The 21,696-nt window shown below is 42.3% G+C and carries 22 protein-coding genes, 1 pseudogene and 1 riboswitch; of the genes and pseudogenes, 6 read left to right on the forward strand and 17 right to left on the reverse strand.

Annotation, left to right across the window (positions count from 1 at the left end):
- Positions 1-94 precede the first annotated feature (94 nt).
- The 15 genes from HWQ58_RS28355 to HWQ58_RS28425 all read right to left on the reverse strand — a co-directional run bounded on the left by HWQ58_RS28355 (position 95) and on the right by HWQ58_RS28425 (position 17,770).
- A complete protein-coding gene (locus HWQ58_RS28355; protein ID WP_292870458.1) occupies positions 95-1,099 on the reverse strand; it encodes a chemotaxis response regulator protein-glutamate methylesterase in 1,005 nt (334 codons plus the stop codon).
- Between the two features lie 3 nt (positions 1,100-1,102).
- Positions 1,103-3,352: a hybrid sensor histidine kinase/response regulator gene (locus HWQ58_RS28360; RefSeq protein WP_292870461.1), complete on the reverse strand. Its 2,250-nt coding sequence runs from the start codon at positions 3,350-3,352 to the stop codon at positions 1,103-1,105.
- Complete coding sequence (locus HWQ58_RS28365; protein WP_292870464.1) at positions 3,352-4,095, reverse strand: chemotaxis protein CheW; 744 nt, start codon at positions 4,093-4,095, stop codon at positions 3,352-3,354. The genes HWQ58_RS28360 and HWQ58_RS28365 overlap by 1 nt, the downstream gene beginning before the upstream one ends.
- A 9-nt stretch (positions 4,096-4,104) precedes the next feature.
- The gene (locus HWQ58_RS28370) at positions 4,105-5,193 is read right to left on the reverse strand and encodes a methyl-accepting chemotaxis protein (protein ID WP_292870468.1); all 1,089 of its coding nucleotides are present in this window, start codon (positions 5,191-5,193) and stop codon (positions 4,105-4,107) included.
- Between the two features lie 75 nt (positions 5,194-5,268).
- Positions 5,269-5,874, reverse strand: coding sequence for an MCP four helix bundle domain-containing protein (locus HWQ58_RS28375; protein WP_292870471.1), 606 nt, complete (start codon positions 5,872-5,874; stop codon positions 5,269-5,271).
- Positions 5,875-6,002: 128 nt separating this feature from the next.
- Positions 6,003-7,655 (reverse strand): methyl-accepting chemotaxis protein, encoded by a 1,653-nt coding sequence (locus HWQ58_RS28380; protein ID WP_292870474.1) that lies wholly within the window; start codon positions 7,653-7,655, stop codon positions 6,003-6,005.
- Between the two features lie 392 nt (positions 7,656-8,047).
- Positions 8,048-9,292, reverse strand: a complete 1,245-nt coding sequence (locus tag HWQ58_RS28385; RefSeq protein ID WP_292870477.1) for a CheR family methyltransferase — start codon at positions 9,290-9,292, stop codon at positions 8,048-8,050.
- Positions 9,293-9,316: 24 nt separating this feature from the next.
- Positions 9,317-9,787, reverse strand: coding sequence for a chemotaxis protein CheW (locus HWQ58_RS28390; protein WP_292870480.1), 471 nt, complete (start codon positions 9,785-9,787; stop codon positions 9,317-9,319).
- Positions 9,788-9,934: 147 nt separating this feature from the next.
- Positions 9,935-10,639, reverse strand: a complete 705-nt coding sequence (locus tag HWQ58_RS28395) for a precorrin-2 C(20)-methyltransferase (protein WP_292870543.1) — start codon at positions 10,637-10,639, stop codon at positions 9,935-9,937.
- Between the two features lie 2 nt (positions 10,640-10,641).
- Positions 10,642-11,268 carry a precorrin-8X methylmutase gene (locus tag HWQ58_RS28400; RefSeq protein WP_292870483.1) on the reverse strand — a complete coding sequence of 209 codons (627 nt, stop codon included), beginning with the start codon at positions 11,266-11,268 and terminating at the stop codon, positions 10,642-10,644.
- Positions 11,269-11,316: 48 nt separating this feature from the next.
- A complete protein-coding gene (gene cobG, locus HWQ58_RS28405; RefSeq protein WP_292870486.1) occupies positions 11,317-12,897 on the reverse strand; it encodes a precorrin-3B synthase in 1,581 nt (526 codons plus the stop codon).
- Positions 12,871-13,002: riboswitch (cobalamin riboswitch) on the reverse strand. (Overlaps the previous gene by 27 nt.)
- 178 nt (positions 13,003-13,180) lie before the next feature.
- On the reverse strand, positions 13,181-14,548 hold the full coding sequence (locus HWQ58_RS28410) for an LLM class flavin-dependent oxidoreductase (protein WP_292870489.1): 1,368 nt from the start codon (positions 14,546-14,548) through the stop codon (positions 13,181-13,183).
- Positions 14,549-14,694: 146 nt separating this feature from the next.
- Entirely contained in the window at positions 14,695-15,831 is a 1,137-nt protein-coding gene (gene ssuD / locus HWQ58_RS28415) for an FMNH2-dependent alkanesulfonate monooxygenase (RefSeq protein WP_292870492.1), read from the reverse strand.
- Positions 15,832-15,848: 17 nt separating this feature from the next.
- On the reverse strand, positions 15,849-16,895 hold the full coding sequence (locus tag HWQ58_RS28420) for a sulfonate ABC transporter substrate-binding protein (RefSeq protein WP_292870495.1): 1,047 nt from the start codon (positions 16,893-16,895) through the stop codon (positions 15,849-15,851).
- 119 nt (positions 16,896-17,014) lie between these two features.
- Complete coding sequence (locus tag HWQ58_RS28425; RefSeq protein WP_292870498.1) at positions 17,015-17,770, reverse strand: dienelactone hydrolase family protein; 756 nt, start codon at positions 17,768-17,770, stop codon at positions 17,015-17,017.
- Between the two features lie 149 nt (positions 17,771-17,919).
- Between HWQ58_RS28425 and HWQ58_RS28430 the strand changes: the two genes are divergently transcribed.
- A complete protein-coding gene (locus HWQ58_RS28430; protein ID WP_292870501.1) occupies positions 17,920-18,333 on the forward strand; it encodes a GNAT family acetyltransferase in 414 nt (137 codons plus the stop codon).
- Positions 18,334-18,436: 103 nt separating this feature from the next.
- Positions 18,437-18,877: a VOC family protein gene (locus HWQ58_RS28435; protein ID WP_292870504.1), complete on the forward strand. Its 441-nt coding sequence runs from the start codon at positions 18,437-18,439 to the stop codon at positions 18,875-18,877.
- 324 nt (positions 18,878-19,201) lie between these two features.
- Here HWQ58_RS28435 and HWQ58_RS28440 read toward each other — a convergent pair whose 3' ends face one another.
- Positions 19,202-19,687 (reverse strand): molybdenum cofactor biosynthesis protein MoaE, encoded by a 486-nt coding sequence (locus HWQ58_RS28440; protein ID WP_292870507.1) that lies wholly within the window; start codon positions 19,685-19,687, stop codon positions 19,202-19,204.
- Between the two features lie 378 nt (positions 19,688-20,065).
- Here HWQ58_RS28440 and HWQ58_RS28445 point away from each other — a divergent pair, with 378 nt between their 5' ends.
- On the forward strand, positions 20,066-20,203 hold the full coding sequence (locus HWQ58_RS28445) for a hypothetical protein (protein ID WP_292870510.1): 138 nt from the start codon (positions 20,066-20,068) through the stop codon (positions 20,201-20,203).
- Here the strand turns inward: HWQ58_RS28445 and HWQ58_RS28450 are convergent.
- Positions 20,200-20,451, reverse strand: a complete 252-nt coding sequence (locus tag HWQ58_RS28450; RefSeq protein WP_292870513.1) for a hypothetical protein — start codon at positions 20,449-20,451, stop codon at positions 20,200-20,202. The two genes, HWQ58_RS28445 and HWQ58_RS28450, sit on opposite strands and share 4 nt — an antisense overlap.
- A gap of 226 nt (positions 20,452-20,677) precedes the next feature.
- On the opposite strand from HWQ58_RS28450, the gene HWQ58_RS28455 reads away from it, so the two are divergent.
- The 3 genes and pseudogenes from HWQ58_RS28455 (at position 20,678) to HWQ58_RS28470 (ending at position 21,647) form a co-directional block, all read left to right on the forward strand.
- Positions 20,678-20,851, forward strand: a complete 174-nt coding sequence (locus HWQ58_RS28455) for a hypothetical protein (RefSeq protein WP_292870516.1) — start codon at positions 20,678-20,680, stop codon at positions 20,849-20,851.
- A 258-nt stretch (positions 20,852-21,109) separates the two neighbouring features.
- Positions 21,110-21,415, forward strand: a pseudogene (locus tag HWQ58_RS38590) (filamentous hemagglutinin N-terminal domain-containing protein).
- Positions 21,405-21,647, forward strand: a complete 243-nt coding sequence (locus HWQ58_RS28470) for a hypothetical protein (RefSeq protein ID WP_292870525.1) — start codon at positions 21,405-21,407, stop codon at positions 21,645-21,647. The pseudogene HWQ58_RS38590 and the gene HWQ58_RS28470 overlap by 11 nt, the downstream one beginning before the upstream one ends.
- The last annotated feature ends 49 nt before the right edge of the window (positions 21,648-21,696 follow it).

A 21,696-nucleotide genomic window follows, 5' to 3' on the forward strand; every position in this document is an offset into this window, starting at 1 on the left:
TCCATAGAATAGATTTATTTAAATACTTTTTTAACTAGTATTAATTGTTTTTTAATAAGTAAAAAACAGTAATCTTACGGGATTAAAAATTATTTTATATAGGCGGGTTTGGCGAGTTCCGTAATATCTTGGTACAAACAGCAGCGATCGCATCAACTGGTAAAACTTCTACGGCGGCTTTTAATTCTACCGCAACTTTTGGCATACCATACACAGCACAAGTTTCGCGGTTTTGAGCAATGGTGTGCCATCCAGCTTCTTGTAAGAGTTTTAAACCTTGAGCGCCATCTCGTCCCATACCTGTAAGTAATACCCCAATTCCTTGTCCAGTCCAATGAACTGCTACACTTTTGAATAAAACATCAATTGATGGACGATAAGGACAATTTAAAGGTTGTTCGTTATAGCTAAAACTCAGGTTAGATCCCATGACAAGATGATGATTTGTACCAGCTAAAAGAATTTTTCCCACTTGCGGTGTAGAACCTGTACTTGCTATTTCTACAGCTAAGGGAATTTGTTCGTTCAACCAAGCTGCAAAACCTGGAGCAAATTGAGCATCTAAATGTTGAACAATGACTACAGCAGCGGGAAAATCTTGAGGAAAATGTGAGAGAATCTTAACTAAAGCCTGGGGGCCGCCAGTAGAAGCGCCAATAACAATTAGTGGTAGTAATAATTTTGGAAAAATTCTCGATTTTTTGAGTGTTCGTCTTTGGGAAGATGCACCGATTAATTTGGCGATCGTGGCAATTTTCTTCAGTAAACCTACACTACCGTCAGCAGGTGTATTGATAGCATCTAAAGCCCCGTAAGTCATGGCTTCCAAAACATTGGCAGCGTACTGATTAACACTGGCAGTCACCATCATAATTGCACAAGGCGATCGGCTCATAATTTGCCGTGTGGCTTCCACGCCATCCATGCACGGCATCAAAACATCCATCAATATTAAATCAGGGGTATCAACTGCACATTTGCAGACAGCTTCTTCACCATCGTAGGCAACCCAAGCTAAATCATACTCTGGTATTGTGGCTAAAATCCGCCGCAGTGCTTCCACCGCCATCCGCATATCGTTGACAATGGCAATTCTCATTACTTATCCCTCACCGATTAAGTCAATTACGGCTTTTAACAAAGTGTGATCGTGAAAGCTGCTTTTGGTGAGATAATAATCTGCACCTGCTTCTAACCCTTGAATTCGGTCTGCTTCACGGTCTTTGTAGGAAACGATAATCACGGGTATTTGCTTGAACTTAGCATGGGCTTTGATTTGGCTAGTGAGTTCAAAACCATTCATGCGTGGCATATCAATATCCGTAATTACCAAGTTATAATCACTGCTGCGAACTGCGTTCCAACCATCAATACCATTAACTGCGACATCAACTTTATAACTGTTATTTTCTAAAAGTTTGCGTTCCATTTCGCGGACGGTAATTGAATCATCGACGACTAACACGCGCTTGTAGGTTTTAGTCAGTACTTGACACGCCGACTGATTCACCTGGCTAAGTTGCCCACTAGAAAACACCTTGGCAATAGAACGTACTAAATCTTGGACATCGATAATTAAAACTGGAGAACCATCATCCATCAAGGCGGCGGCGCTAATGTTGGGGACTTTACCCAGGCGGGAATCTAGAGGTCGAACTACTAAGCTGTGTTCGCCGATAAATCGGTCAACAACTAATCCATAATGGTTGAGGCGATCGCTAATTACAACCACTGGTAGTAAATCTGGACTTACCGCAGGTGACGGTAACTCTAAAACTTGACGCGCCGAAATCAACTCCACAGGTTGATTGTCTAGCAAGAAAAACGGGCGATTTTCTGAGACAGCAATCTCTGATTTGGATAACATCAGCACTTGTTCAATTTTTGTCAGCCCAAAAGCATAGGGTTCTCCAGCAATCTCAACTAACAATTTGCGAACTACTGATAGGGTAAGCGGTAACTGCAAGTAAAAAGCCATACCTTTTCCCAGACGAGAAACTGCCCGCAGCGTCCCGCCAACTTCCCGCACTGTGCTGTGGACGATATCTAACCCCACACCGCGACCAGAAATTTCTGTAACGATTTGCGTGGTAGAGAATCCGGGTAATAACAGAAACTCCATTAACTCAGCTTCAGTAAGCCGGGCTGCCATTTCTGCATTCGTCATTTGTTTTCTGACGACTTCTTGACGCAAAAACTCAATATCAATTCCCCGTCCATCATCAGAGATGGTGATAAATAACATCCCAGCGCGATGAACAACTTCTATTTCAATTGTTCCTTCTTCTGGTTTGCCTGCGGCTACTCGGTCTTGGGGAAATTCGATTCCGTGGTCGATCGCATTTCGCAGGATATGAGTTAACGGCGCTTCTAATCGGTCGAGAATATCTCGGTCTACTAGAGTATACTTACCCTTAATTTCCAGCTTCACGCGTTTACCCAACTGCCGAGAGAGGTCGCGTACCATGCGTGGAAGCCCTTTTCCGCCCTCAGCAAAGGAACACATTCGGATCGCAATTACTTCCCGGTACAGGCGATCGGCCAGATTACCAGAACGTTGAGAAAATGATTCTAATTCGTTTTGGCGATCGCTAATCAACTGACTACATTCGCTAGTTTTTTGATATACCGCACTCAAATGTTCTTTAATGTGTTTATCAAGTGGGCGATCGCTCAATAATTCCTGTAACTTACCCACTAGGTTAAATAGCTCTACTTGATTAGCTCTGACTTTTAAAAAAGAGTTCGTAAATGGTTCTAACCATTTGGTTGCGACTATTGTTTCTCCAGCTAATCCCATTAAACGATTGAGATTATCCGTACTTACTCGCACTGTTCGGTTTTGGGTAGTAACTAATTCTTCAACTGGGGACAGGGCGATTTCCGGTTGCACAGATTCTATCTGCGGCGTTGGCTGCAAGATATTGACTTGGGGAACAATAGCCGGGATAGTTACAGAAGTCGAAAGATTAGCGATCGCCTTAACTAGCGATTGAATATCAGGATGATTCCCTTGTTGCAGATTTGGGTTTTCGGCTATGTGTTGCAGCATATCTACCCCTTGCAACAACACATCAACGCCATCAGCAGTTAAACTCACTGTTCCTGCTTGAGCCGCACTAAAACAATCTTCCATCACATGGGCTAGGGTGACAGCTGGCTCAATTTGGACAATTCTCGCTGCGCCTTTAATACAATGGGCTGCCCGCATTAAGGCTGCTAATTCTAATTTGGGGTCAGGATTTGTTTCCAGCGCCAACAAAAAGTTGTTTAGCGCCACAACCTGAGTTTTGACTTCCATGTTGAATAAATCCAACAAAGAAAGCTGGCTGAGATTGGAATCTTCTATCATTACTGCGCCTTCCTCGCCAAAGTGGTAAATAATAGTTCATCATCCAAATAGCTGACAGTCTGCGAACGTACTTCCTGCTGCGAAGTCTGAAAATTAGCAGGTTGCCAGGAAAATAACCCTTTAGTGTAGGTTTGGGTTGCTTGAGTCATATTCTTGGAAGCATCGCCCAATTCTTCACGATTAATTCGGTGTAGGCCATAGAGTTCATCTACTGGAAACACCCAAGCGTTACCAGCCTTTTCAATTACCATCATCCGCGAATGCACCACTGGACTTAGTACTTGCAGGGGAGTATCGCTAGATTCGATATTCAACAAGTGGCTTAAGGAAACACACAACAGCAATTCCCCGCGAATATTGGTTAATCCCCGTAAAACTTGGTTGTTGCGATGGGGTAAAGTATGGATAACGCTCACAGGAGTCGTTTCTTTGAAGACTTGAGCCGGAAGCGCCAGCCATTCCCGTTGCAAACGAAAAATCACAACTGTCATTTCTGTGCTACGCACAGCAGGGGAAGACATTTGCGGATTTTTCTCGACTCTCAATTCGGCCAGTAATTGCGTCCATTCATGGCGATATTGTTCTGGTGTCGTGCGTTCTAGTAAGTAGCGACCAGATGCCGAATAAACCGGGCAGTTGCGACAATGAACGTATGTAGATAGTTGGGGACAAGAGCGATCGCCTTCAATGCCAATAAAATTCCAGCAACGTTCTATATTTAATTGGGTAGTGATAGTATTCATGGCAGTTGCTTAAGAGACTAAGAGTGCAGAGGTGGAAGATTCGACCTTGACCTGAAACCGGGCAATTCCTTGACGCAAACCTTGTGCAACTTGATTGAGTTGAGCGATCGCCCGATTAATTTCCCGCAAAGAATCGGCAGTTTGTACTGAGGTACTACTCAACTGCACCATTGCTTCACTAATTTGTTGCGCTCCCACAGATTGAGTTTCCATCCCCCGGTTCACCAACTCAAAACGCGGGTTCAGGTCTTGTACTTGCTGGATGATTTGTCCAACTTGTGTACTGATGCTGCCAACGTCTGCCATACTTCTTCCCACTTCTGCGGCAAACTTATCCATCTCCATCACGCCTGTAGAGACCGAAGATTGCATCTGCTTGACCATCTGCTCGATGTCGATGGTCGCAACTGCGGTTTGGTCTGCCAATCGGCGGATTTCTCTGGCAACCACAGCAAAACCTAAACCAGACTCTCCAGCTTTCTCAGCTTCAATGGCGGCATTTAACGACAGTAGATTTGTTTGGTCTGCGACTTTGGTAATTGTCACCACAATATTATTAATATTGTTGGCCTTTTCGCTAATGACTCCCAGTCGAGTCGCAATCGTATTAGTGGCTTCTGATAACTGTCGCATAGTGGTTTCCATGCGAATTAAGTCTTTTTGGCTAACAGTTGCGGCTGTGGTTGTCAGTTGTGACATGGTGACGATTTGTTCCATTGTGTTTACCAACTCTTTGGAGGTAGCAGCAATTTCTTTGCCAGCAGCACTCACTTGATTAGTGGAGGCTACCTGCTCGGCGATCGTTGCTTCTAATTCCTTACCCGAAGCAGCTATTTGGGTAGCAGAGGTAGTCACCTGTATTCCTGAGTTTTGTACTTGAGTAATCAAGGCATTCAGATTTTGGGTCATTGTGGAGAAAGCACTTAATAGCCTAACCATCTCGTCCTTACTGCTAGAGTCAGCACTGATTTGGTTGGTCAAGTTTCCTTGGGAAATCTCCTCTGCAACCCTAACAACACCGATAATTTGAGTGGCAATTTGTCGAGCGATCGCAAGTCCCAAAACGATGGCAGTAATCGGGCCGATAATAATTCCCAAAGAAACCCAGAAGATGCTGTGAGCCAGGTTATTCTTAACTTCTTGTTGTATATCTAATATGAAACTTTGAGTAAGTTACAACAGACTAGATGCTTGCTCTTTTGTTTTTACAAATAAAGGTTCTTCGTTGTTCGCTCCTTCAGAATCCATCTGCTGGCGTAAATTTAATGCAGCTTGAATGGTAGTAAACTCTGATGAATTTTCTTGTTTCTGACGAATTAATTCTAGAGATTTTTTCCAGGGATTGCGAATACCGAGTTGATTGTATTGTTGCTCAATTTGTAAAAATTTCTCGTGGGCTTGCTTCCAGAGAGTCAGACTTCGTTGGAATGCGTCATACTCTTTCTTCTCTTGTTCGGTAAATGGTGTTGCTTCGTACTCCTTACTACCTTCGTCAATTTGTTTCCAAGCAAGCTGGATCTGAGTTAATGTATTCTGTCTTTCAGCAACAGTGATTTCCGGATCGAAGAGGAAGCGCTCTGCCGATTGAATTTGTGTCTGTCCTTCGTTTATCTTCCATAACCCGTTCATAGTGGGTATGTGATTTGTACCAAGGCTGTCAATATACTGATTTAACTCGCTGGTTGTAAACCATCCCAACAAGCCAACAATCAGTACTATCAGCCCCATAAATAAAAACGAACTGACCATTCGCGTTTGCAAAGTCATGTTCTTGAACATTATATTGTCCCTGTAAAATCCTTGACAGCAAATTTTATATAACCTTTAAAACCTATATTTTCCAACAATTCAGAAAATTTACCGAAGAGAAAGATTGATATTCGTAATTGAGGATAATTATTTTTAAATTACGATGGGGTAGGTTCAACAATCGTGTTATTAACTTTAAAGACAGAAACTTCTTGACGTAAGCTACGGGCGACTTGATTAAGTTGAGCGATCGCATGATTAATTTCCCGCAGTGAATCGGCTGTTTGTATAGAAGTACTACTCAACTGCGTCATTGCATCACTAATTTGTTGTGCCCCTACTGATTGAATTTCCATTCCCTTATTTACAGATTCAAAACGTGGGTTTAAATCCTGCACTTGTTGAATAATTTGTCCAATCTGGGTACTAATATTGCCGACATCTGCCACACTGCGCCCAACTTCAGCCGCGAATTTATCCATCTCCATCACCCCTGTAGATACGGAAGATTGCATTTGTTTGACCATCTGCTCAATGTCGAGGGTGGCGACTGCGGTTTGGTCTGCTAATCTGCGAATCTCTCTAGCAACTACGGCAAAACCTAAACCATATTCTCCAGCTTTTTCGGCTTCGATGGCTGCATTCAACGACAGTAGATTAGTTTGGTCGGCTACTTTGGTAATTGTGAGAACAATATTATTAATATTGTTAGCTTTTTCGCTGATAATTCCCAATCTGGCAGCAATACTATTTGTTGCTTCTGCTAACTGCCGCATACTTATTTGCATTTGCATTAAATCTTTTTGGCTGATGTTGGCGGCGGTTGTTGTGGCTTGGGACATTGTGACCACTTGATCCATTGTGTTGACCAGTTCTCTAGAAGTGGCGGCGATTTCTTTGGCCGTGGCTGTGACTTGATTTGTCGAAGCCACTTGTTCTGCGAGTGTTGCTTCTAATTGTTTGCCGGAAGCACCTACTTGCGTGGCTGAGGTTGTTACCTGAATACCTGAGCCTTGTACTTGACGAATCAAGGTACTCAGCTTTTGAATCATAGTTTTAAAAGATTCCAAGAGTTGTCCAATTTCATCTTTACTATTAAATTCACTATCAGCCAAAGATGGGGTTAAATCACCAGCAGAAATCTTACCTGCTACATTTACAGCAGTAGATACTCTACTGCCCAAAGACTTGGAAATTAGGGAAGTTATAAAAATGGCGATCGCTACAGTTAAAAGTGTCACCAACACCGCTAATAAGCCCAGAAAGTTGAGCATTGCTTTTGTAGTTTCAATACTTTGTCCCATAATTTCTTTTTCTCGATTATTAAACTCATCGTTGAGTTTAAGTAATTTATCGTTTATATCTTTCGATTTTTCCAGATATTTATCGACTAAAAGTTTGTTTTGGTCGATATCTGGTGTTGCAATAGTATTTTGAACCAAATCATCAAATTCCTCAAACATATTCTGCATTACTTTTAATCTTTGTTTTTGTAATGTATCTTCAACAACATTAGATGCACGATTTAAAGCATCCTGAAAATCTTTTTTAAAATCTGTATATCTTTCTAAAGCATCCTGATACCTTTTCGGTTCGAATAAATATCGACGAATAGAAAGATTCATATTAGATACGCTCAAAGCTATATTATTTGCTCCTAAGATGGCTTCGTGTGAAATTCCTACCTGCCTATAACTTTTTCCTACCTGATTGGTAGTAGCATAAACTATGACACTAAAAACAAAAATTAAAATTGTAGGGATAGAGAATCCTAATAAAGTCTGGTCTTTTAGTTTCCAATTAGCAAGCATTTTTTGTTTAGACTATTTAATGATTTGAAAACGCCAGCCTAACATACACTACAAATAATTGCCCCAATTTCAAACTCTTTAACCTGATGTTAAATCAGACTAGGTAGTATTGTTGTTGATACTTGAAATAGCCAATTACAAAAAACTTTGAATTCTAAATCAAAAATTCAAAATTGGGATTAGATGGATTGTCGTAGACTTATATCAAAGGTAAAAAAGCCTTCAGTGCCTAGAATTCCCAAATTAGGAACCAAATTAACAATTACTAGTTTTAAAATTTAAGGAAATTTATGAAGCTGCTCAAAACAATGTAAACAATTCTTAACTTTATAAAATTTAGATATGCAAATTAGCTGTGAAACAGCTTATTTATTCAGCCACATACCGATTGTTTAACGCTGTAATCTGTAGATGCGCTGCCAAAGCAGATTAGCACTAATCCTATCTCCTTGCTGTTCCTTGAGTAATGCTAAATGAGTCAATGCTGCTTCGTGACTAGGTTGTAGATAAATTGCTTTATGAAAATATTGCGCCGCCTGCTCATTGTCTCCCATTGCTTGCTGCACTTGGCCCAGAAGAACATAAGCTTCAGCATTCATTTGATTTTGATTGAGGTAATCGTTGCATAGTTGCACTGCCTCATCTAAGCAACCTCGATTAGCAGCAGTTTTAGCTAACTCTAATAAGTCTGTGTTGAGGTTGTTTGCAGCCTCCGATTTCTGCGGAGGAACTTCTACCTTATTCTCAATCGGAAATTGATAGCGGTTTTGTGTTGGTAACTGCGGATCGAATGTTGATTTATAATTGCTGGGAATAGTATAAGTTTTCTCAACCAAATTTTGATGGTTACTCAACTTTTTATAGGCAATTGCTGAAGATTGCCGCACTGAGACAAACTGAGTTTTCATAAGTAACGCAGCTTCAGCATGGGCGACAAACAATAAACCCCCTTCGATTAGCAACCTTTCTAAGATGTGAATAGTTTGTTCTTTAGTGGCGCTATCAAAGTAAATCAATAAATTCCGGCAAAAAACTACATCATAAACCTGTGTATTAACTAAAAAATGAGGATTAGCTAAGTTAGCGTTGATAAAATTTACCAGGTTTTTGACTGATTTTCGGAGATAATATCTGGAATTTCTTGATTCAAAATAGCGCTCTTGAAAGAAAAGATGATTGCCGCGAAACGAGTAATTATCGTAAATTGCTCGTTGGGCTTTTAATAAACATTGTTTGCTAATATCAACAGCGTCAATGTGAAATTGAGCAGATGTTAATCCTGCTTCTAAAAGGGCGATCGCAATCGAATATGGTTCTTCTCCTGTGGCACAGGGTACGCTCAAAACCCGCAGTACACCTTGGGGTTTCTTTGGCAACCATTCCGATAAAACATAATGTTTGAGAAATGCAAATGATTCTGGTTCGCGAAAAAACCAAGTTTCTGGAACAATTACACTGTCAATTAATATGTCCCATTCTTGCGGAGAATCCTGTAAATGTGCTAAATAGCTGGATATCTGTTTGATACCACAATCTGCCATTCGTTGATAAATAGCACTAGCGATCGCACCATAACCAATTGAGTTAACGTCTAAACCAATTTTGCTTTTCAGTAAAGCTTCGATGACAGATTGCACGATTTATGTAGTCTTCAGACCAATCTAAACTGCTGTGTTTAAAATACTTTCAGGCAAGAGATTAATTTGCTCTGCCTCAGATAACAAGTACTCAATCCGGATGCACTGAATCATACCCTTGTCATCTAAGATTATCTTGCCCAAGTATGGTGCTGCATCTATCTGAATATTAGAATCAACAAACTCGCTTTCAGACTTGTGCAATGTTTCCACAACCTGTTGTGCCATCAAACCTAAAATATATTTAATATTATTAGACTCACAATAGTTAACTAATATAATCCGCGTACTCAAGTTATGGCTACAAGCTTCGCCCCGCATCAACTGGCATAAATCGATGACTGGTGTAATGCGTCCGCGATAGTTAAATACACCAGCGATGTATTCTGGCTTGTGTGGCAAAGATTTGAGCAAAACTAGCGGTACAACTTCCACAACCTCTTGAGAGGCGATCGCGTACCGCTCGTTGCCAACGTTAAACAGTAACATGAGCATGGATTTATCTTTGTATATTATTGACTCAAGCTACCTACTTTATTAACTGAATGTGAGTTCGACAATAGTAGAACCAGCAGCAATACGCTTGGGTTAAGAAAAATTTATCTGTTAAGGCGAGTTTTTTCAGGCAATCACATAGCAGTCCTATAGTCGATTTTTGGTGGGAATTACAATCATTGCGAAATAAGGTACTTCTGCGGGGTCAACTTCATCCAAGGGTATAATACGTTGCTGTGTCATTGTTGCTCGCTCAATATATCTTGCCCGCGATGCTAGCCCTAATTTATGCAGAATGTCCCGGACTTTGGTAAAGTGACGACCTAGTTTCATAATTGCTGCTGCATCGGTCATCAACAGTTGTGTAGTCAGTTCTTCTGCTGGCAGTGGGGCAGGCAGAACTGTGAGAATATCATTGTAGTAGGTAAAAGGTACACCCAAGGCGACTGGACAAGCCATCAGTGAAGAAACTCCAGGGACAACTTCTGTTTGGTACTCGTCACATAACCGCGTGAACAGGTACATAAAGGAGCCATAGAAAAAGGGGTCACCTTCACATAGAACCACAACATCTCGACCTGCCGCTAAATGGTCGGCGATTGGTTCAATTTCCTGGTCATAAATAGACTTTGCCTTTTCTGGTTCCAAAGCGCGGGGGAGGTGAAATAGCACCTCGATTTGATTGCCAGGAAGATACTGCGCGACGATCGCTCTAGCAATACTTTCTTTATCTGTGGCTGATTGATAAGCTACCACAGGAGCAGCACGTAATAGCCGCAGCGCTTTCAGAGTCAATAGTTCGGGATCGCCTGGGCCGACACCAATTCCATAAAGACGACCTTTGGGTTTGATATTCATTCTTCCTCCGTTGCCAAAGCGTTAACTGCTGCTGCCGCGATCGCACTTCCACCGCGCCGACCGTGTAAGGTTAAAAATGGTACATTCCTGCTGTCTGCTGCCAATGCGGCTTTCGACTCTGCTGCACCGACAAACCCCACTGGAAAGCCCAAGATAATCGCAGGTTTGGGCGCTCCTGCATCGAGCATTTCTAACAATCTGAACAGGGCGGTGGGCGCATTGCCAATTGCGATTACTGAGCTTTCTATGTGCGATCGCCATAATTCAAGAGCTGCCGCCGATCTTGTAGTACCCATACTCTGGGCAAGTTCTGGCACTTCTGGCTCGTTGAGGGTACAGATAACTTGATTGTTTGCAGACAACCGTCGTCTGGTAACGCCATCGGCAACCATTCGGCAATCGCACAGAATTGGCGCTCCTGCTGCCAGTGCTGCCCTGGCAGATTGTACTGCTGTTGGTGAATATCCCAAGTCTGTGACAATATCCGTCATTCCACAGGCATGAATGAGACGTACAGCAACTTTTGCTACATCTGTTGGCAACACATCTAAGTTCGCTTCTGACCGGATAATTGCAAAGGAATTACGGTAAATTTCGTTGGCATCTCGGATATAGTTGGGCATTAAATTTGGGATTTTAAATTTTGGATTGACATATAAAAATCGAAAGGCTCAGATTGCCCACTTTTCTGAAAAGGTGGCAATCTTGTTGTTCGCAATTGATTGAGGGATTATATTAAATAATTGCTGTAATTGTGCCAGTGCAAATCGATTAGCAAATTCCCCAAAGGACTCATCAGAATTTAAGCGTTGAATTTTATATACACATAGCATCCGCTCTATTAATGCAGGTAGTTCGGCAAAAGTTACATATTGATATAGTTCACGTCCGAATTTCTGATTGCTGTCACCAACATAAACGTGATAGCCTTCCACAATTCTATTTTCAGCCTCAATGCTAACGCCGAGGAGAGTAATATCACTTTTGCTGTGCTGGGCACAAGATTTTTCGCAGCCGCTAAAGTGGATATTAACTGGGTAATCTAGAGTAATGCGAGTTTCAAGATACCCTGCCAATGCCAACGCATGACTTTTGGTATCGGTAGCAGAAGCGGCGCAACCCTTTTTTCCAGAACAGGCAACTAATCCACCCTTGATGTTGGTTGCAGAGGAATCTAATCCTAATAAAGCAATTTCACTTTGGACATCAGCAACCCATTGCTGAGGAATATCTGTAAGGAGCAAATTTTGCCAAGGGGTTAGCCTGATTCCACTACCGTATTTTGCTGCTAAATCTGCTACACCCCGCATCTGTCTACTCTCTAATCGGCCAAGAGGCAAGACGACACCAATGTAAAATAAGCCTTGCTGACGTTGGGGATGGATGCCAATATGGTGATATTTCTCTCCTTTGCCTTGCTGGGGGAGTAGGTCTTTTCTTGTTTCACTATACAAAAGAGAAAAAGGTAGACGCTGTTGAACTTCCTGGAGATAATTTTCATAACCCAAAGTATTCAATAACTCTCTCAAACGTAGCCGCCGTTTACTTGTAGTATGACTATAAGCTAGATAGACATTTGCCAAAGCTGCCAAGACGGGCAAACATTCCTCTGGTGCTAACAAAACTCCCGTATCGCTGGGCGGTTGACCCTTCTCGCCGACACTGAGATAGAGGCGAAAGTAAACATTATCGTTAAGTAAGACAGCGGCAAAAGCGATATCATTCAAGCGATCGCCCACCTGAATTATCCCACCACCATCAAAGCAAACGCTAAATTTGGCCGACAGTCCCGAAAGCGCCGGATGTGCTGCAATATAATCATCCCAACCTTGGACAAAAGGGCGAGTGTCGATTAATTCTAGCGGGTCGATACCAGCAGTTGGACTGGTCATAATATTGCGGATTTGGTCTACAACAGTATTGTCAGAACCCAATCCCATATTTTGTAGGTACTTCAAAACCTCAGCATTTATCCCCGTGCGGATTTCACGAACTTGCAGGTTAGCTCGATTAGTCACATCTATATAACCGCCCCCGTGCTGTTCTGCTATATCTGCGATCGCACGGCACTGCTGACTACTAATAATTCCACCTGGTATTCTAACGCGAGATAATATACCATCTGCGGCGGGAGTAGCATAAAACAAGCCAGGACAAGTGGCAAATCCAGAAACCAAACTTAGAACTCCTTCCCCGTGCAACGCAGGGAGTAGACGGTGAGTGTGTCTTGAGGACATCCTGAGAGTTGGCATTCTGACTTAGGCGATCCCATCACAGCTGCGGCACAGTCCCGGAATTTCACCGGAGTTTCCCAACTCTCAGTTTTAGTAATTTAGACTTTGTTTAGGTTATAGATTTCAACCAGACATCATCCAGATAATCATCTTACCATTACTATAGCCAGAAATTTTAACTGAGCTTATCCACTACCGATCGAAAGATATAGCTCTTGAAGCTAGTCTATAAATTGAATTTAGTCATGGCTCAGGCAGGAATGCTTGAGCCTTTTTGCTGCTAAACTTGCTTTAGAAAAAGTTAGGCGATCGCCGCTTCACGAGTAGCAACTTTGCTAAACTGATTTACTGGACGAGGTAAACCGAGATTCTCGCGCAGGGTTCGTGCTTCATACTCTGTACGGAACAGACCCCGACGTTGCAATTCAGGAATTACCAAGTCTACAAACTCATCCAATCCTCCAGGCAACCAGGGCGGCATGATATTAAAGCCATCTGCCCCGCCATTGACAAACCAATCTTCTAGCTGATCGGCAATTTGTTCTGGTGTGCCCAGAATCTGACGATGCCCACGCGCTCCAGCTATCGACAAATACAGTTGTCGAATCGTTAAATTCTCTCTCTTAGCTAGGTCAATCAGAAGTTGCTGACGGCTTTTACCCCCGTTAGTCTCTGGTAGCTCCGGCAACGGCCCGTCCAATGGATAGCCGGATAGGTCAAATCCACCGATCATTGAGCCAAGCAAATTTAAGCCGACCACCGGATCGATCAACTCCTGAATTCGATCAAATTTGTCCTTAGCTTCTTGCTCGGTTTTGCCGATAACAGGGAATACACCTGGCATAATCTTGAGATGGTCAGGTGAGCGCCCGTATTGAGCCAGTCTCCCCTTCACATCTGCATAGAATGCCTGAGCTTCTGCCAAGGTCTGCTGGGCAGTAAAAATTACCTCCGCCGTTTGTGCAGCAAGATCCTTACCATCCTCGGAAGATCCAGCTTGAATGATCACCGGATAACCCTGGATGGGACGCGCCACATTTAGCGGGCCGCGTACTGAAAAATGTTCGCCTTTGTGGTTGGGAACATGCAGTTTATTTGGATCGAAGTAAATACCCGATTCCTTGTCATGTAAGAAGGCATCGTCCTCCCAACTATCCCAAAGCTTGGTGACGACATCCACAAACTCTTTGGCACGCTGATAACGTAGGGTATGCTCCATGTGCTTTTCCCGATTGAAGTTTAGCGCTTCAGCTTCAGTAGCAGAAGTCACGAGATTCCAGCCGGCACGACCGCCACTGAGATAATCCAGTGATGCAAACTTGCGGGCGAGGTGATAAGGCTCGTTGTAGGTGGTCGATACTGTCGCCGTCAAACCAATGTTTTCCGTCACCACAGACAGAGCTGACAACAGGGTGAGAGGTTCAAAGTGGACGAGTTTACCATTGCGGCTCAAAAGGTCGGCGCTTTGATTGCGATCGCGCACAGCCACACCGTCTGCAAAGAAGATCATGTCAAATTTGCCGCGTTCTGCCGTCTGTGCCAGCCTTTTATAATGCTGAAAGTTCAAACCAGCATTAGCCTGTGCTTCGGGGTGTCGCCATGATGCTACATGATGGCCAGTGCTGGGCAAGAATGCACCTAGTCTAAGTTGAGGTTTTTTCGTACTCATGCTTTTTTCTGTAAAATCATAATGTTTTTAAACGCAAAGGCACGCAAAGTAAGCGCAGAGGAACGCAGAGTTTTGCCGAATTTATGCAATGTTGTACTAAGGTGTCATGAGTTAAATACACGCTAGTTTTTTGAATTTTGAATTGCTTACACAGGTTGGGGTTTGAGTAAATCTGTTTTGGTAACAAATTCACTGAATGTACTTGCAACTTGCTGCGGTAATGCGATCGCTGGAGTTTGCACTGGTAAGCGAGGAAACAGTAATTCTGCGACTCGATAGGCTTCTTCGAGATGGGGATACCCTGAGAAAACGAAGGTATCAATTCCTAAATCGGTATATTCCAACATTCGCGCTGCAACTGTCTCTGGATCTCCAACTAAGGCAGTCCCAGCGCCCCCACGCACTAAGCCAACACCTGCCCATAAGTTGGGGCTAATTTCTAAGTTTTTGCGATTACCTTTATGCAGTTGGGCCATGCGGCGTTGTCCTTCTGATTCCGAATCAGCAAACCGCCGATGTGCAGCTGCTATGGTTTCATCATCCACATACTGAATCAGTTCATTAGCTGCATCCCAAGCTTTTTGCGTAGTTTCGCGGACTATGACGTGCATCCGAATCCCAAAGCGGACTGTTCTACCTTGTTCTGCTGCTAATCGGCGTACTTTTGTAATCTTTTGAGCAACTCGATCTGGTGGTTCACCCCAAGTTAAATACACATCAATGTGTTTGGCAGCAACTTGGAGAGCAGCATCTGAAGAACCACCAAAATATAAGGTGGGATAAGGCTTTTGTATGGGAGGAAATTGAAGTTTTGCGCCTTGAACTTGCAAGTGGCGACCACTATAGTTTACTTCTTCACCTTGCATGAGCGATCGCCAAATTGTCAAAAACTCATCCGTGAGTTCATAACGCTGATCGTGATCTAAGAAAATCCCATCTTTTGCAAGTTCTTTTGTGTCGCCACCAGTGACAACATTCAGAATAATTCGACCATTAGAAATCTGGTCAAAAGTAGCAGCCATTCTAACTGCCAAAGAAGGCGACATAATTGCCGGACGAAAGGCTACAAGAAACCGTAAGCGTTCTGTAACTGAAATTAACGAAGTAGCTACAATCCAAGTATCTTGTTTTTGTCCAGTACCAATCAACATCCCGCCATAGCCCAATTTATCAACAGCTTGGGCGATTTGCTGCATATAGGGATAAGTGGCTGGTCGCCTGCCGATTGTAGTACCTAAATAACGCTCATCTCCCTGTGTCGGCAAATACCAAAAAACTTCCATTTTCCTATCTCCTGGCGCTATTTCTGGCTAATGGTTTCCGGTGTGATGGCTGCATATTGTTCGCTAGTCAGCATCGCTTCTTTAATATTAATTGGCTTAGGTATCACTTTTTCTTTGGCAAACAAATCTGCAATCTTCTGTTGCTTTTCCATTATTTCAGGTGTAATTGGTCTTAAACCGTAAGTTCGCCTTTCAACCATTGTTGTTAAAATATCTTCATCAATTTTGAGATGAGGAATAGTCAGTTTTACAACCTCCGATCGGTTTTTCTCACTCCATTTACCTGTGTTATCTATCTCCTCAAGAACCAATCGCACTAATTTCGGGTTTTCTGTGGCAAATTTTCGCGCAGCCATATAATATCCGCCTTGAGTAGAAATGCCACTAGCATCTCGTAAAACACGAGCATTGGCCTTTTTTTGGGCCACGGCTAAATAAGGGTCCCAAGTTACCCAAGCATCTATTTTGCCTTGAATAAAAGCATCACGGGCTTCTGAAGGAGGGAGGCTAATAGCTTGAATATCACTATATTTCAAACCAGCCTCTTCCAAAGCTTTTATTAATAAGTAATGGGAAGCAGAACCCTTTTGAAAAACTACTTTTTTACCTTTGAGATCAGCTAAAGTCCGAATCGATGAATTATTTTGGACGATAATTCCGCTTCCTTTACCAGTACTGGGTTTATTACTAGCAACATAAACTAAAGATGTACCAGCTGCTTGGGCAAATATCGGGGGAGTCTCGCCTACAGAGCCAATATCAACCCTACCCACATTCATCGCTTCCATCAGTTGTGGCCCGGCGGCAAATTGCGCCCATTCTACAGAAATATCTAAAGGCTTGAGACGTTTTTCGATCAATCCTTTAAGTCTGACAATATCCCCAGAACTTTGATATCCCATTCGGACAACTTTGGTTTTCAAACCAGTAGTTTGATTTTCTGAATTTGGGGTTTGGACTGAGCAACTGATTAAGGTTGTTGAGATTGTTAATAATCCAGGTAAAAGGAATAGTGAAAAACGTTGGAAAATCTTAACTCGTGGCTGTTTGAAGGTGGTAATCATGGACGTGATACTTTGTTTTTTATTTGCTTTTGACTTATTTGGCTAATATTGGTCTATGTTCAGTCGTAGAGGCGCACATGTGTGCGCCTCTAGTGTTGTATTGCTTCTAATCTAAAGATTTAGACTTTTTGAAGCTGAAGGTTCTTTTGGAACAGTTCTTGAACATTTTTCCAAGCATCGGCGGCAGCTTCGGCATTGTAGCTGGCGCGATGATTGCAGAAAAAGCCATGTCCTGCACCGGGATAACGGAAGATAGCATGAGTAATCTGATTTTTCTTCAATTCAGCCTCAATCTGTTCTGTATGTTCTAAGGGGATTCCCTGATCATCAAGACCAAAGAAGGCGTAAATGGGGCCTTTAATCTCTGAAGTGCGGGTGATGGTTGGTTCTCCACCGCCGGGAGTTGAGTTGGGAATACCGCCACCATAGAAGGAAGCTGTAACTTTAATATCTGGTAAAGTGGCAGCTAGATAAACGACATGACCACCAAAGCAGAAACCAATAGAACCGATCGCATCTCCTTGCACATTTGGTAAGGTTCTTAAATAGGCGATCGCAGCCTTAATATCACTCAATATTTCATCTGCTGTAGTCTGCTCCTTATACCCTCTCCCTTGCTGGATATCTTCAGGGGTGTATCCACCCTCGTAACCTGGGGCGGTGCGTTGAAATAAAGTCGGTGCGATCGCCACATACCCCTCTTTGGCAAATTTCTCAGCAACTTCCCGAATGTGAATATTAACTCCAAAAATTTCCTGAATCACAATAACGGCTGGGAAGGTTCCCTTTTGGGCTGGTTCAGCTAAGTAAGCATCAATTTGCAAATCTCCGTTAGGGACTTTAACTCGAGCAGTGCGAATTTCTGTGTTTGTCATCTTAGAATTAGCCTGTAATTGTTTTCAGGACGCGATGTTTTATGGTAATTTTTGTACAATACAACTTAAAATATATCGACTTACCGTAGTTTAAGGTTAGTATTTCACAAACAATGTGCAAAGGCAAGTCCTTTGATTTAGAGATGTAGATGAATATAAGACTATACCAAGAATCTGATGCTGAATTAGTCAGTGCTTTGTGGGATGAGGTGTTTCCTAATAACCCGTCGCACAGCAGCCCAAAATTGGTAATCAGTCAGAAGCTTGCTGTACAGCCTGAGTTGTTTTTCGTTACTGAGATTAACTCTGTAATTGTAGGCACTATCATGGCAGGATATGACGGGCATCGCGGTTGGCTATACACAGTTGCGGTCAGTCCTCAGTATCAACGGCAGGGTATTGGTAGCAATCTAGTGCAGCACGCAGAGAAGGAATTGATCGCGATGGGATGCCTCAAAATCAATCTCCAAGTTCGTGTCTCCAACGCAGAAGTAGTTGAGTTTTATAGAAAACTTGGCTATCTCGTAGAAGAACGCATCAGTATGGGAAAGCTTGTCGTATAGATGTTTGGTGAGTCGGAACAGAAAAACTTTAGAAATACGCCAGTATTACGGCAAAAGGTGATTATAGCGGTACCAAATTTAACCCAAATTAGGAAAAAAATTTATGAAGCTTAATGCAGTTCATCATATTCAAGTAACCTATCCTTTTGAAGTGGAGGAAGCAATGCTATCTTTATACAGCGAAGTTTTGGGACTGACTGAAATTGCCAGACCTGATGTGATCAAAAATGATTCAGGAGCGTGGTACAAGTTGGGAGACATTGAACTGCACGTTAGTAGAGAGAAAAACGCCAATAACCAAGCATCTAGACGGCATTTTTGTTTCCAAGTCGATAACTTGAACGCCTTTGAAGAACACCTAAAAGAGCATGGGATAGAAATTATTCCCGATCAACGACCACTTCCAGGATGCGTGCGGTTTTTCCTCCGAGATCCCGGTGGGAATCGTATAGAGATTGCAGAGTTCGTTAAGAGTACTTTTGCACAGCGACAAAATCGACACCACTTTTCAAATTTTCAACAACCATCAAGTAATTATCAATAAGCAATCGATTTTCTAGCCTGAAACCCTTACTGTGGAAACAATCGACACCAGTCAACGAAGTTATGACGGTTTTCAAGTTTCTGGCGAGTGGTGTTGATGAGTTCAATACATTTGCAAAAAGAGCATAGCATTTTATATCATGTCCGGCTGATTAGTTATGATTCTTGCATCTGTGTAAAAACCTGAAAACTCTTTCTCCCCCAGCAATAACAGCAAGAACTGCCTTCTTAATGATAAGTCTTTAACCGGACATAATATTACCTGTGCTTGTCAAGATTTTGTCAATCTGACTCCTGAATTCTGATTTCTGAATTCTTTGTCAAATCAACAATTTTCTCCTGATGTTTCACACGCACCAATACTCACCCAGGTGCTAGAACCATCTTGCCAATGTTCTTTCTTCCAAATGGGTGCTTCATGTTTGAGCGTATCAATAGCATATTGGCAAGCTTCAAACGCCTCACTCCGATGAGGAGAACCCACAGCTACTAAAACGCTGATTTCCCCAACTCGCAAACGTCCAACGCGATGATAAATTGCGACTCGATTCACATCAGACATAGATAAGCGAATATCAGCAGCAATTTGATAAAATATCCGCAAAGCCATCGGTTCATAAGCTTGATACTCTAAAGCAATCACAGGTTTACCATCGGTTTGATTGCGAACCATACCACTCATCACAACCACAGCTCCATTGGCTGGATCGTCAGATTTGGCGTAGATTTCTTCCAGAGATAACGGCGCAAAGGTAATGGCAAAACTATCTTCGGCTCTTGGTTTAACAGCAGAGGTAAGTGTGGTTGTCATAACTGCGTTGATATTATATAGGCTTTTCCTATTGTCTCTGAAGAAAGCGTTACTAGTTTATGTTTAGTGTTGCCGATTAACGCAAGATCCCTCTGGTCTATTTACTCGACTGCCGTAACCCTAACAAACCGAGTTCCGCTGTCTTATTCTCAACAGATATTAACCAATCGGTAGACGAGATTTATCGTTTTTACAAACTGCGTTTTCACTCTCATATTTATCTTCCGCGATGCTAAACAGTTTACTGGACTAAGTGATTGTCAAGCCCGTGATGTCAAAAAGCTTGACTTTCATTTCAATGCTAGTTTCACTGCCCTCAATATTGCCAAGCTTGATGCTCATCGACAGCAGTTGAGTCAAAAACCCTTTGTTTTTTCAATGGCGAGTGTTAAGCGACGCGCACTCAATGACCATTTGCTCGACACCTTTATTTCAAGGTTAGGACTTTCGCCGACTCTAATTAAATCCCATCCTAACTACCAAAACCTACGTGATTACGGTGTTATTGCTGCCTAATTTTGTCCGAAGTATTGATTTAATAGGTAGGCTGAGTTAGTTAACTTTTGCTCAAAAACACCTAAAAGGCGATTAATGCTGGACTGATATTTAGCTTGGGTGCCAAAATCAGCTTGATTTCCTTTACGGGTTTCGTACCACAATCCCACAACATTATCTATCAAACTGTCTGCTAACTCTTCCCCCTGACGACAGCACAAACGCTCAATGCGATCGCCTGGATAGATCCGACGGTATCCGATGTGCACGCGAGACTCCCGCTTTTTCAGCGATCTGGCAACTCCAAGGGAACATAAACGTTCATTTCAAAACCTTGTTCTGTTGCTTTGCGTCTAAGTTTTGTAGTCTCCTGATAACTTTCTAGCATTGTGGCACAAACTTCACGCCAGTAAATGTTTTGAGATTTAAAAACCGACGACTTGGAAACTCAGCAACGAGACGATTGTTGCGCGGTCAAATGCACGACCAAAGCGGATGCAGAAACTCAAACTTGCGGCGAATTCGGGGCAGAATCCGGGCTTTGACTTTTTGCAGGAGTGCTGGAATGATGATCCGGCTTTGCAGATCGTGATCAAGAAGTTACTGGCGAAGTTTCCACAGTGGGGTATCGCTTGTGTGGATAGGGTGCTGGTGAAGTGGGATGAGTAGCGTTCGTCGTAGTTTAAGGGCTATGTTTGTAAAGGTTTGTAAAATTTTTAAGTTTTTGCGAAAAATTTGAGTTTGAGAATGAAATTTTATTAGGTTAATTGCTAAATAATAAAAAGCTTGTAACCTGATTGATGGTTGGCTAGTCTTTAATACTGGTAATAGTTGTGGAGGCGTGTAATATTTAACTGGCGTTTTACTTGTTGAAGAAGTGTACTTAGTATTACTTTAACTAAGTACAGTATTTTGCCTGGAAGTTATGTGTTGGCTCAAATTACCCCAGATGCCTCTATTGTTAATTCTTCTAATGTCAAGATCGCTGACAGCTTTATAATTATCCAGGGTGGCACTCAAGTAGGCGAGAACTTGTTTCACAGTTTCTCTGAATTAGACGTACCTACTGGTAGTAGTGCTTATTTTAATAATCCTTTAGATATTTAGAACATTTTTACTCGTATGACTGATAACAATATTTCTAATATTGATGGCTTAATTCGTATTAATGGCACAGCTAATCTGTTTTTTGTAAATCCCAATGGCATCATTTTTGGCTCTTATGGCAGTTAAAATGTCGGCGGTTCGTTTGCAGCAACCACTGCCTTCAATAAACCATTTAGATAAAGTACCCAACAAAGCAATGATGACTGGTTTTACCCAACTCAAACCCCAGTTCGTAACTCAATTAGGATTGCTATATCAAAAGTTTTATTTAATTTATTTGACTTGTATGAATATTAATCAGCCGCTTCAGTACATTCTCAAACTATGCCTTCTGGCAATAATTGTTAACAGTCCCTAGCTATCTAATTGGTATACAAAGCAGGTAAGCTGAAAACTTGCATCTAGCA

Source organism: Nostoc sp. LPT (assembly GCF_017115165.1).
Classification (GTDB): Bacteria; Cyanobacteriota; Cyanobacteriia; order Cyanobacteriales; family Nostocaceae; genus Nostoc.

What these genes read in the sequence shown, in the direction of transcription:
- HWQ58_RS28355 (WP_292870458.1), bottom strand. Translation starts at nt 1,099, where the DNA reads ATGAGAATTGCCATTGTCAACGATATGCGGATGGCGGTGGAAGCACTG.
- HWQ58_RS28360 (WP_292870461.1), bottom strand. Translation starts at nt 3,352, where the DNA reads ATGATAGAAGATTCCAATCTCAGCCAGCTTTCTTTGTTGGATTTATTC.
- HWQ58_RS28365 (WP_292870464.1), bottom strand. Translation starts at nt 4,095, where the DNA reads ATGAATACTATCACTACCCAATTAAATATAGAACGTTGCTGGAATTTT.
- HWQ58_RS28375 (WP_292870471.1), bottom strand. Translation starts at nt 5,874, where the DNA reads ATGTTCAAGAACATGACTTTGCAAACGCGAATGGTCAGTTCGTTTTTA.
- HWQ58_RS28380 (WP_292870474.1), bottom strand. Translation starts at nt 7,655, where the DNA reads ATGCTTGCTAATTGGAAACTAAAAGACCAGACTTTATTAGGATTCTCT.
- HWQ58_RS28390 (WP_292870480.1), bottom strand. Translation starts at nt 9,787, where the DNA reads ATGCTCATGTTACTGTTTAACGTTGGCAACGAGCGGTACGCGATCGCC.
- HWQ58_RS28400 (WP_292870483.1), bottom strand. Translation starts at nt 11,268, where the DNA reads ATGCCCAACTATATCCGAGATGCCAACGAAATTTACCGTAATTCCTTT.
- cobG (WP_292870486.1), bottom strand. Translation starts at nt 12,897, where the DNA reads ATGCCAACTCTCAGGATGTCCTCAAGACACACTCACCGTCTACTCCCT.
- HWQ58_RS28410 (WP_292870489.1), bottom strand. Translation starts at nt 14,548, where the DNA reads ATGAGTACGAAAAAACCTCAACTTAGACTAGGTGCATTCTTGCCCAGC.
- ssuD (WP_292870492.1), bottom strand. Translation starts at nt 15,831, where the DNA reads ATGGAAGTTTTTTGGTATTTGCCGACACAGGGAGATGAGCGTTATTTA.
- HWQ58_RS28420 (WP_292870495.1), bottom strand. Translation starts at nt 16,895, where the DNA reads ATGATTACCACCTTCAAACAGCCACGAGTTAAGATTTTCCAACGTTTT.
- HWQ58_RS28425 (WP_292870498.1), bottom strand. Translation starts at nt 17,770, where the DNA reads ATGACAAACACAGAAATTCGCACTGCTCGAGTTAAAGTCCCTAACGGA.
- HWQ58_RS28430 (WP_292870501.1), top strand. Translation starts at nt 17,920, where the DNA reads ATGAATATAAGACTATACCAAGAATCTGATGCTGAATTAGTCAGTGCT.
- HWQ58_RS28435 (WP_292870504.1), top strand. Translation starts at nt 18,437, where the DNA reads ATGAAGCTTAATGCAGTTCATCATATTCAAGTAACCTATCCTTTTGAA.
- HWQ58_RS28440 (WP_292870507.1), bottom strand. Translation starts at nt 19,687, where the DNA reads ATGACAACCACACTTACCTCTGCTGTTAAACCAAGAGCCGAAGATAGT.
- HWQ58_RS28445 (WP_292870510.1), top strand. Translation starts at nt 20,066, where the DNA reads ATGGCGAGTGTTAAGCGACGCGCACTCAATGACCATTTGCTCGACACC.
- HWQ58_RS28455 (WP_292870516.1), top strand. Translation starts at nt 20,678, where the DNA reads ATGCAGAAACTCAAACTTGCGGCGAATTCGGGGCAGAATCCGGGCTTT.
- HWQ58_RS28470 (WP_292870525.1), top strand. Translation starts at nt 21,405, where the DNA reads ATGGCAGTTAAAATGTCGGCGGTTCGTTTGCAGCAACCACTGCCTTCA.